2 protein-coding genes and 1 pseudogene are annotated in these 3,064 nt (G+C 41.8%); 1 reads left to right on the plus strand and 2 read right to left on the minus strand.

Annotated elements, in window-relative coordinates:
• Positions 1-44 precede the first annotated feature (44 nt).
• Positions 45-494 carry a nucleoside-diphosphate kinase gene (gene ndk / locus FJR38_RS15710; protein ID WP_168496632.1) on the minus strand — a complete coding sequence of 150 codons (450 nt, stop codon included), beginning with the start codon at positions 492-494 and terminating at the stop codon, positions 45-47.
• Between the two features lie 317 nt (positions 495-811).
• Here ndk and speA point away from each other — a divergent pair, with 317 nt between their 5' ends.
• Entirely contained in the window at positions 812-2,824 is a 2,013-nt protein-coding gene (gene speA, locus FJR38_RS15715; protein ID WP_168538049.1) for a biosynthetic arginine decarboxylase, read from the plus strand.
• Positions 2,825-2,911: 87 nt separating this feature from the next.
• Here the strand turns inward: speA and FJR38_RS15720 are convergent.
• Positions 2,912-3,064: pseudogene (locus FJR38_RS15720) on the minus strand (NDP-sugar synthase); the annotation flags it as partial.

Consider the following 3,064-nt stretch of genomic DNA (forward strand, 5'->3'; position numbering starts at 1 on the left):
AATCCCCAATCACCCATCACCAATCACCCATTACCAATCCCTAATTACTCACTTAACCAAGGAGTAGAATGGGGTTGCCAAGCTACTAACTCTTCGTCTTTAAACCACAAAGCAATTTCTCTTTGAGCGGTTTCTTGAGCATCAGAACCATGAATGAGGTTACGACCAACATTAATGCCAAAATCGCCGCGAATTGTGCCTGGTTCTGAGGTTAAGGGGTTGGTTGCACCAATAATCTTTCTAGCTGCTGCAACAACGCCTTCACCTTCCCAAACCATAGCTACCACTGGACTAGAAATGATGAATTCAACCAAACCAGGGAAAAAAGGTCTTTCCCGGTGAACATCATAATGTTGTTCCGCTAATTCCTTACTGACTTTCATAAACTTCAAGCCAACGAGGGTAAAGCCTTTAGTTTCAAATCGGCGAATAATTTCACCCACCAAGCCGCGCTGTACACCATCAGGCTTAATTGCTAAAAATGTGCGTTCCAAATCTGTCTCCAAAAACATAATCAAATTTTGATGGGTTAATTGTCAGTTGTATTGATGTCTTTTGTCTAGTAGTCTGATGAATGTTCCCTAAAAATTGCAGGGACAAGGGAACGAGAAAAAATGTCTTCTTTTTCTCTGTAGTGGAGATGCAGCAGGAGTTACTTACCCCTATATGGGTAGCGCAACATGGTATTAACCATATATACATATTTCTAATAACTAATTCTTAATCAGAAATTATTTCTAGTCGTATATTCGTTACCGAACTATTTTGTTAAATTGTTATTTCGTGTGTGAAACACAGAGGTCAGGAATAAATGGGTGTCGAGTCAACCGCTGATGAGATTGTAAAAATGCCATCTAATGGGCATAAAGCTGAATTGAAAAGCCAAAAACAGAAAAAACTGTTAGCACCTAGTACAAGTAAGGGAGATTTATCTCTTCCTTGGAAAATTGAGGATAGTGAAGACCTGTATCGGATTGAAGGTTGGGGACAGCCTTATTTTTCCATTAATGCTGCTGGTCATGTTACTGTTTCCCCCAAGGGTGAACGGGGTGGGTCATTAGACTTGTTCGAGTTGGTCAATGCTTTGCAGCAGCGTAATTTGGGGCTACCGATGTTAATTCGCTTTTCCGATATTTTGGAAGATCGGATAGAGCGATTAAATGCTTGTTTTGCCAAAGCGATCGCTCGTTATAACTATCCCGGTGTGTATCGGGGAGTATTTCCCGTCAAGTGCAACCAACAACGGCATCTCATCGAAGATTTGGTGCGGTTTGGTAAACCCCATCAATTCGGTTTAGAAGCAGGTTCTAAGCCAGAATTAATGATTGCTCTAGCTTTGTTGGATACACCAGGAGCATTACTAATTTGCAACGGCTACAAAGACCAGGAATACATTGAAACAGCGATGTTATCCCAAAAACTAGGACAAACACCTATTATTGTCCTAGAACAAATTGAAGAGGTAGATTTAGCCATTGCGGCTAGTCGTCAATTAGGAATTAAGCCCATCTTGGGAGTAAGAGCGAAATTAAGTACCCAAGGAATGGGACGTTGGGGAACTTCCACAGGCGATCGCGCTAAATTTGGCTTGACAATTCCGGAAATTATGGAAGCTGTGGAAAAATTAGGTGCAGCCGACTTACTGGATTCTTTACAACTATTACACTTTCACATCGGTTCGCAAATCTCCGCTATCAATGTCATTAAAGATGCCATCCAAGAAGCCAGCCGCATTTATGTGGAATTGGCAATGCTAGGGGCAAATATGAAATATCTAGACGTTGGTGGTGGCTTGGGTGTAGATTACGACGGTTCTCAAACCAACTTCTACACCTCCAAAAACTACAATATGCAAAACTATGCTAACGACATCGTGGCAGAGTTAAAAGATACTTGTGCTGAAAGACAAATTCCCGTACCTACACTAATTAGTGAAAGTGGCCGGGCGATTTCTTCCCACCAATCAGTTTTAATATTTGATGTTCTCAGCACCAGCGATGTCCCTCTTGATCCTCCTTCTCCACATCAGGAAGGAGAATCTCCCATTATTAAATACCTTTGGGAAACCTATCAATCCATCAATAAAGAGAATTACCAAGAGTTCTATCACGATGCGGCTCAATTCAAAGAAGAAGCCATCAGTCGCTTCAATTTAGGAATTTTGCGCCTCAATGAACGCGCTAAAGCCGAGCGTCTCTACTGGGCTTGTTGTCAAAAAATTCTTACTCTCATTCGCCAGGAAGAATACGTACCCGATGAGTTGGAAGACCTGGAAAAAATCATGGCTTCCATCTACTACATCAATCTTTCGGTGTTTCAATCAGCACCGGATTGTTGGGCGATAGATCAACTATTTCCGATTATGCCGATACATCGTCTCGATGAAGAACCAACTCGCAGAGGCATTTTAGCGGATCTAACCTGTGATAGTGATGGAAAAATTGACCGCTTTATTGACTTGCGGGATGTCAAATCGGTGTTAGAACTGCACAAATTTGAGCCTGGACAACCCTATTATCTAGGAATGTTTTTGAATGGAGCGTACCAAGAGATTATGGGGAATTTACATAATCTCTTCGGTGACACTAACGCTGTTCACATCAACTTAACCCCTAAAGGTTATCAAATTGAACACGTTGTCAAGGGCGATACCATGAGTGAAGTTGTTAGCTATGTTCAATATGATGCTGAAGACATGATAGAAAACATTCGTCAGCGTTGTGAACGGGCGTTAGAAGAACAACAAATCACCCTCGCCGAATCTCAGCGATTATTACAAACTTACGAGCAAAGTTTACAACGGTATACTTACTTGAATAGTTAATAGTCAGTGGTCAGTGGTCAGTGGTCAGTGGTCAGTGGTCAGTAGCAAATTACAACGAACAACTGACAACGAACAACTGACAACTGACTAAATTGAGTTTGTTCCTAATAATTCAGCGATCGCCTGGTGTTCTAAAGGCGTTTCCAAAGGTGGAGTTTGACGAGCATCCGTAATCAGCCAATCTAAAGCCGCTGCTTGCACATCAATGGATGCTCCTGTCTTATCTACGCAGTAACGCCC

The sequence above is a fragment of the Anabaena sp. UHCC 0253 genome (assembly GCF_009712085.1).
Lineage (GTDB): Bacteria > Cyanobacteriota > Cyanobacteriia > Cyanobacteriales > Nostocaceae > Dolichospermum.

What these genes read in the sequence shown, in the direction of transcription:
- speA (WP_168538049.1), top strand. Translation starts at nt 812, where the DNA reads ATGGGTGTCGAGTCAACCGCTGATGAGATTGTAAAAATGCCATCTAAT.